The organism is Fodinicola feengrottensis, assembly GCF_039530045.1.
Lineage (GTDB): Bacteria > Actinomycetota > Actinomycetes > Mycobacteriales > HKI-0501 > Fodinicola > Fodinicola feengrottensis.
Genome location: NZ_BAAANY010000042.1, coordinates 193,497 through 200,890 on the forward strand (window position 1 = coordinate 193,497; position 7,394 = coordinate 200,890).

The 7,394-nt window shown below is 66.6% G+C and carries 5 protein-coding genes; 1 reads left to right on the forward strand and 4 read right to left on the reverse strand.

Going from position 1 to position 7,394, the window contains the following annotated elements:
• Nucleotides 1-51: 51 nt before the first annotated feature.
• The 4 genes from ABD301_RS39185 to ABD301_RS39200 all read right to left on the reverse strand — a co-directional run bounded on the left by ABD301_RS39185 (nt 52) and on the right by ABD301_RS39200 (nt 6,151).
• Complete coding sequence (locus ABD301_RS39185) at nt 52-1,200, reverse strand: hypothetical protein (protein ID WP_344315098.1); 1,149 nt, start codon at nt 1,198-1,200, stop codon at nt 52-54.
• Between the two features lie 33 nt (nt 1,201-1,233).
• Entirely contained in the window at nt 1,234-2,493 is a 1,260-nt protein-coding gene (locus tag ABD301_RS39190; protein ID WP_163573655.1) for a glutamate-5-semialdehyde dehydrogenase, read from the reverse strand.
• 108 nt (nt 2,494-2,601) lie between these two features.
• The gene (locus ABD301_RS39195) at nt 2,602-4,557 is read right to left on the reverse strand and encodes a Xaa-Pro dipeptidyl-peptidase (RefSeq protein ID WP_163573656.1); all 1,956 of its coding nucleotides are present in this window, start codon (nt 4,555-4,557) and stop codon (nt 2,602-2,604) included.
• 118 nt (nt 4,558-4,675) lie between these two features.
• Entirely contained in the window at nt 4,676-6,151 is a 1,476-nt protein-coding gene (locus ABD301_RS39200; RefSeq protein WP_344315099.1) for an MFS transporter, read from the reverse strand.
• 100 nt (nt 6,152-6,251) lie between these two features.
• On the opposite strand from ABD301_RS39200, the gene ABD301_RS39205 reads away from it, so the two are divergent.
• Nucleotides 6,252-7,100, forward strand: coding sequence for a helix-turn-helix transcriptional regulator (locus tag ABD301_RS39205; protein WP_344315100.1), 849 nt, complete (start codon nt 6,252-6,254; stop codon nt 7,098-7,100).
• The last annotated feature ends 294 nt before the right edge of the window (nt 7,101-7,394 follow it).

Below are 7,394 nucleotides of genomic sequence, written 5' to 3' on the forward strand. Positions count from 1 at the left end.
TGACGGTTTCCGATTATCCACCAGCAGCCGATGGCGGATTTCGACGCTAGGCTACGACGAAACGACCGGCACTGGCGCGGGAGTTCGCGGCCGGCCGAGACGAGTCATCCAGCGCCGCTGATAGGGCGGCCACCAGCGCTCGCCGAGCCCCCACAACACCGCGAGGACAACGAAACTCACCGGCGCGATGAAATGGTTCACCGGCGGCAGCACCAGCAACCGGTCCTGGGCGAGCATCGCCAGATGGCCGAGCCCGACGACCAGCACAGAGCCGACCAGCACTCGTACGAACCACGGCCACGCGACGGCGAAAGCCACATCGACCGCGACGCCCACCACGATCAGCCAGAACGGGACTGCCGACTTGGTGAAGCCGGCGGCCACGAAAGCCAGCCACAGCACGCTTTTATACGCCAGATAGCCGCCGACGATCGCCGTCGCGGTCCACCGCAGCCCGATCACCTTCCGGGCCACCACCAGCACCAGAGCGGCGGCCACCATCCCCCAGAGCGGATAGAACCAACTCGGGATCGGCAACGCGAACTGCAGGATCGCGGCGCGGTCCGGGGCCCGGTGGATTTCGTTGGCCAGAAAGGCCAACAGGTCGGAACTGGCCTCGATCTTGCCGCCGTCCCACGCCATGATCTCGAAAATCCCGTATTCCTGCTGGCCGTTCGGGAACATCGCGTCTTCGAAGATATAGAAAAACATCGCGAGCAACGCGATGGTCCGGAACGGGGACTTGTCCAGGTTGACCATCGCACCGCGGGTCACTCCGGCCATGCAGATCCCGGTGCCCAGGAACAGCAGGAAATGCGACGGGCTCCAGGTGGTGATGTCCAGCCCGTTGATGCGATGGTTGATCTCGTCCAGCGGCGCGGCCACCAGGAACGTGATCATGCCGCCCTGGGTGAGCCGCAGCGACGCCTTGTCCATGCCGTAGCCGGTGTACGTGTGGAAAATGATCAGCGCGATGGCTATTCCCTCACCGACCAGGTTCACGTCGTGCGGGAGAATGAACGGATTATCCCGTAGCGACATGAAATGCCAGGAGATATCCCAGGCGGCCCCGAGCGATTTCAGCAGGAACGCGAGCAGCCAGAGCTGGTAAAGCCGCACGGTCAGCGACCGCGGCAGCGCACGCCCCGGCTCGCCACGGGTCCAATAGGCCCGCATGAACTCACTCACACCGTTGGTCACCGGTCGATCATCTCCCACCGGGACGACAGTTCTTTACCGGGTCTGCCCATCCCCAGTGATCACGAAGGTCGTGCTCGTCATCTCCGGCAGCCCCATCGGCCCGCGCGCGTGCAGTTTCTGGGTGGAGATGCCGATCTCGGCACCGAAGCCCAGCTCACCGCCGTCGGTGAAGCGGGTCGAGGCGTTCACCATCACCGCCGCGCTGTCCATCCGGGACACGAACCGGCGGATCGCCCGCGCGTCGGTGGAGATGATCGCCTCGGTGTGCCCGGAGGTCCAACGCCGAATGTGCGCGATCGCCTCGTCGACCGAGTCGACTACTCCGACCGCGAGATCCAGGTCGATGTATTCCTTGGCCCAGTCGTCGTCCGTCACCGGCAGAACCGGACCATCCACAATGGACGCGGTCATTTCGTCGCCGTGAATGCGTACGCCCGCATCGGCCAGCGATGCCGTCACTCGCGGCAAAAACTCGGCGGCCACCTCGCGGTGCACCAGCAAGGTCTCGGCCGCGTTGCAGACGCTCGGCCGCTGCACCTTGGCATTCATCACGATCCGCTCGGCCATTTCCAGATCGGCCGCCGCGTCCACATAAATATGGCAGTTGCCGACCCCGGTCTCGATCACCGGCACGGTCGCGGTTTCCACCACGTGCGCGATCAAACTCGCGCCGCCGCGCGGAATCACCAGATCCACCAAGCCGCGAGCGTGCAACAAATGGGTGACCGACTCGCGGTCCGTACCCGGCACCAACTGGATGCTGTCCGTCGGCGCACCCGCCTTCTCGGCGGCGGCAGCGAGCACCTCGACCAGCACCGTGTTCGACCGGTACGCCGACGCCGAGCCGCGCAACAACACCGCGTTTGCGCTTTTCAAGCACAGTCCGGCCGCGTCGACGGTGACATTGGGCCGAGCCTCGTACACGATCCCGATGACACCCATCGGCACCCGTACCTGCCGGACCTCCAGGCCGTTGGGCAGTGTGTAACCACGGATGACCTCGCCGACCGGATCCGGCAGCGCGGCCACGTCCCGCAGCCCGCCGGCCATCTGCTCCACCCGCTCGCGGCTGAGCCGCAGCCGGTCCAGCAGCGACGCGGACAGGCCCGCCGCGGTGCCGTTCTCGAGGTCGACGATGTTCGCCGCGAGGATCTCGTCGGCCCGCTCGACCAGCGCGTCGGCCATCGCCTGCAGCACGGCGTCCTTGCTCGCCCTGGTCATCGGCGCCAACTCGGCCGCCGCCGCCTTCGCCTTGACCGCGACCTCACGCACCTGCTCAGCACTGCTACCCATCAACCCAGCCTAGGATCTTTTGGGCCGCGATGCCTCATCGCGCGCCACACCCGCGTCCACCGAAATACCCACTAGGCAGTCACCATAGCCCTGGGGCCTGCTCCGGACTCAGCTCCAGGGGACCTGGAAACGGTCGTGCCGGATGGCCGCCGAAAGAGACTCGGGCTTCGCGGTCGTACGCACCTGTGGCGGCTGGGCGACGAACGGCAGCGAACTGGTGCTCGGCAAGAGCAAATAGCTGCCTGCCAACGAAAGCTGGATCGTCGCGCCGGTGCTGGTCGGCGAGGTTGCCTCGTTGTCGCTGGCGGTGACCACCATGCCCAGGACGTGGCCGGCCTTGACGACTGTTTCGTACGCGTCCAGCGAAACCGGCACGTTGTACCAGCGACCAGGCTGCAATGGAGTCACCGTTCGCAAACTCAGGTAATGAGCGGCATCGCGATAACCACGAGTCAACACATCGACATCGCTGTCGACGAAATCCTCGGCGTCGTCGTTGAAACAGGCGGTGTCGATCGCGGTCGACTCGCCCCAACACGATTCGGTGGACAGGTAATGCACGCCAGAGCCTGGATTTTCGGTCGACAAATAGTCAACTCGGTGTTGCTCGCCATAGTCGACCAGTTTCACCGTCAGCTCGGTCGTCGGCTTGTTTACCTTGACCCGCAGGTTTGCCCTCGGAATCCCGGAAATTCGCAGGTCGTGAGTGAGCGTGCCGGACAGGAAAACGGCCCGGGAGCCTAACGGCTGGTTCGGGTTGGCGACCCCGGTGCTTTCGGTCAGGGTGGGATCATCGGTGATCGTGCGTACGGCCGCGGAAATCCCACCGCCGAGCGTCCCGGTCGTACCGCCGCCGCTGCCCAGGAAAACCGGCCGGTCGACCGCGCCGGGCGCCGGCCAAGTGGAGGCCGTGGTCCAGTCGCCGGACGGCCGCTCGATCGACGCCATCGGCTCGGACATTATCCCGTTCGGCAGTTTCTGCAGCCAGTAGTCGAACCAGCGGTGCACGGTGTCCACCCACTGGGCCCGGCGGATCTCGAACGGGTCGATGTGGCCTTCCTGGGTGAGCCAGATCTTGCGCGGCACCCCCCGCGCGGCCAAGTCGTCCCACCAGGTGGCGAACTGCGAAGTCGTCACGTTGAGGTCGTTGATGCCGTGGATGACGAAAACGCTGGCGCGAACCTTGTTCGCGCTCGGCCGGTAGTCGCGGGCCGCCCAAAACGCGTTGTAGTTTCCGGTGCTGTCGTCGCTGGCCGCCTGATCGGCGGCGATCGAGGCGTCACACACGCCTTTGGGGCGCCCGTTGACATAGTTGGCCAGGTAGTCGACATAGCCGGGCGAGCGGAGCACCCCGCCAAACCGCTCGTAGTCGTACCAACTGGAAATCGCCGATACCGGCACGATCGTCTCCAGGCCCGGCACGCCGGTCGCGGCCACGCCGTTGGGAATGGTGCCGTCCCACGACTTGCCGACCATGCCGGCCCGGCCGCTCGACCAGTCCGCCTTCTTCAGGTTGCCGTCGAGCCCATAGCCTGGCACCCGGCCGTTCAGCCAGTCCACGACAGCCTTGCCGGCGGCGATCTCAGCCGGGCCGCCAACGTCCGGGCAGCCGCCCGACTTGTTGGTACCGGTCAGGTCAAGCCCGCCAAAGGCATAGCCGCGCGGCACGAAGTAGTTGTCGTAAAAGGCCGGCATCAACGTCAGGTTGCCGTCCGAGCCGTACTCCTTGACCTGCTTTTTGCTGCCCCGCGCACAGCAGCTCCAGTACGGCGACGCCTCGAAGATCATCGGCACCTTGACGCCAGCCGCGGCCGCCTCACGGGGCCGCACGATGTCGAGGCGGACCCGGTCCTGCTTGCCGTCTCGGTCGCTGTCGAACGGGATCGGCAGCCAGACGCTCTCCCGGATGGCGTTCTGGTACGAGTAGACCGGCTGTGTCGCGTTGTCTTTGACGTACGGCAGCGCGCTGGGCGCGGCCGCCGCAGACGCCGTGGGAGTCAGTGCGAACAGGCCGGCCATCACGGCGGCCACGAAGACGGCAAGCAGGCGAGAACGGCGCGGCACAGCCACCCCTTCCGGAGCGTCACGGGCGAGATCATCGCGCGCAGGAGCGACCGCGAGTCGAGCCGAAATTACCCCGTTAGCACCAAATCCCGAGCCAGTTCGGCCGGATCCGGCCAGCTTAGTCGGTGACGATCACCCGGCCGGAGCGGCCGGCGGGGTTCGGCAACCAGCGGCTGCCGATGCCGACCACGACCGTGACCACCAACTCAGCGACCATGACCACCGCGAAGGCCGTACGACCAGCAGGTCCGCCGACGCCGGTCAGGCTGAGGAAAATCCCGCCCAACAACGCCACCCCGAGCGCGAGCGAGGTCTGCTGGGTGGTGATCAGCACGCCACTGCCGGCGCCGGCGCGGTCGGCCGGCACGTCCGACAGGACCAGCCGGAACAGCGGGGTCATCACCAGGCCCTGGCCGAAGCCGAGGATCACCATCCCGGGCGCGAGCGTCAGCGGCGACAGGCTTGACCAGCTCGACAAGGCGGTGATCAGGATGATCACGTAGCCAACCACGGTGCCGGCGGAGCCGACAGTGAGCACGGTACGGCCGAAGCGGTCGACCAGCCGGGCCGCGGACAGCGAGCTGAACAGGTACGCAATGGACAGTGGCACGTACGTGAGGCCGGCCTCCAGCGGGGACATCCGCAGGTCGGACTGCATGGCGACGGCGAAGCAGAACATCAGACCACCAAAGCCGGTGAAGAACGGCACGGCCAGCAGAAGTCCGCGACGCATGCTCGGCACTCGCATCAGCGAGGGTGGTACGAGCGGCAACCGGCCCGACTTTTCCAGCTTACGCTCGAAAAGCACGAACGCGACCGCGATGACCGGGAAGGCGGCCAGCAACCCGAAGGTCCAGATCGGCCAGCCGAGCGTACGGCCAACCGTCAACGGCACCAACAAGGAGAGCACCGCGAGACCGAGCAGAATAGTGCCTCTCACGTCCACCTTGGCCGGATCATGGGACTGGGTCGCCGGCGTGGTCTTCAGCGCCAACAGCAGCGCGACCAGGCCGATCGGCACGTTCACCAGGAAGATCAGCCGCCAGCCGGTGCCGGCCACGTTCGCCGCGATCAGCAGGCCGCCGGCCAGCTGGCCGATCACCCCGGCTATCCCGCCGGTGACGCCATAAAGACCAATGGCCCGGCTGCGTCGCTGGAGCGTGGTGGCGGCCTGGATGGTGGCCAGCACCTGCGGCACCATGAGCGCCGCCGACGCGCCCTGCAAGATCCGGGCGACTACGAGGGTCACCGCGTCCGGCGCGACGCCGCAGATCAGCGAGGTGACGGTGAAGGCGGCGATGCCGGCGAGGAACAGCCGGCGCCGGCCGAACGCGTCACCGAGCCGGCCGCCGATGACAAGCAACAACGCGTACGAGAGCCCATAGCCGGCCACCACCATCTCCAGCGTCACCGGCGAAGCGTGCAGCTCGGTGCCGATGGTGGGCAGCGCCACATTCACGATGAAGTAGTCCGCGATGGACAGGAACGCACCCAGCAGAACAGTGAACAGCCCGAGGCCAGACAGGCCCGGAACGTGCTCCGCGCTGCGTGTCGACTGCGGCGCGGTCCGCTTCTCAAGATCTGTAACGGTCATGAGACCACTCTGCGTCGTTTTCAGAGTGGTATCGAGAGTGTGGTTATCCAGGTATCAGCCGAACCTGGCAACAGCATCCGGTAAGCGGGATCCTGGTGTCATGACCGAAGCTATCGCAGACGCCGGCCGGGCCCGCCGGCTCGAGCTGGCCGCGTTCCTGCGCAGCCGCCGGGAGCGCATCTCCCCCGAGCAGGTCGGACTGCCGCCGGTCGGCCGACGGCGCACGCCGGGGCTGCGCCGCGAGGAAGTCGCGCAGCTCGCCGGGGTCGGGGTGACCTGGTACACGTGGTTGGAGCAGGGTCGTGACATCCACGCCTCCGACCAGGTGCTGGAAGCCATCGGCCGGACACTTCGGTTCGACCGGCACGAGCGGGCGCACCTGTTCCGGCTGGCCGGGCTGCCAGATCCGGACGGCACCAGCGGCTGCGACACGATCCCGCGTGACATGCAACTCATCCTCGACCAGTTGCGGCCCTTCCCCGCCACCATCGTCAACGCGCGCAACGACATCCTCGCGTACAACCGCGTCTACGGGACCTGGATCATCGACCTCGACGCGCTGCCGTACGACGAACGGAACACGCTCTGGCTGGCGTTCACCCACCCGGCGTGGCGAGCCACCATCGTCAACTGGGAGGACGCGGCGGCCCGGATGGTCGGCCAATATCGCGCCTCCATGGCCGACCACATGGCCGAACCGGCCTGGAAATGCCTGGTCAACCGACTTCAGGAAGCATCGCCCGAATTCGCCGCGGTGTGGGACCGGCACGACGTGACGTGGCAAGGCAGCCGTACGAAGCAGGTCCTGCACCCCGAGCACGGCGTCCTGGACGTCGACTATTCGCAGCTCTGGCTAGACCGCCGCCTAGGCACCCGCCTCCTCGCGTACGCCCCCGCCACCGAAGAAACCCGCCTAAAACTGGCCAAACTAGACGCCAACGCCGACTAACCCCCGAGCGGGACCGTCACCTTCAAACCACATTCGGCCAACTCCGGCGGGACCCACCCCCGCGACCCCAGCCCGCGCGCAACCGTCACCTTCAAAACCACAGTTGGCCAATTTTCTACGAGGCCCAGCCCCGGTGACCGACCCCGTGCGGGACCGCCACCATTTCCATCAAGTTGGTCAACTTCGACGGGACCCAGCCCCGTCCGGCGCCATCGGCCGCCAGGCCGATGTTGTCGCCCCTCCGGCAGGAGCGTCCGCCTTTGTAGGCCCCGCGGTCTTTGCGGGGCCTTGAGA

Bases quoted from the DNA above. Each gene is read 5' to 3' on its own strand.
- ABD301_RS39205 (WP_344315100.1), top strand. From the start codon at position 6,252: ATGACCGAAGCTATCGCAGACGCCGGCCGGGCCCGCCGGCTCGAGCTG.
- ABD301_RS39190 (WP_163573655.1), bottom strand. From the start codon at position 2,493: ATGGGTAGCAGTGCTGAGCAGGTGCGTGAGGTCGCGGTCAAGGCGAAG.
- ABD301_RS39200 (WP_344315099.1), bottom strand. From the start codon at position 6,151: ATGACCGTTACAGATCTTGAGAAGCGGACCGCGCCGCAGTCGACACGC.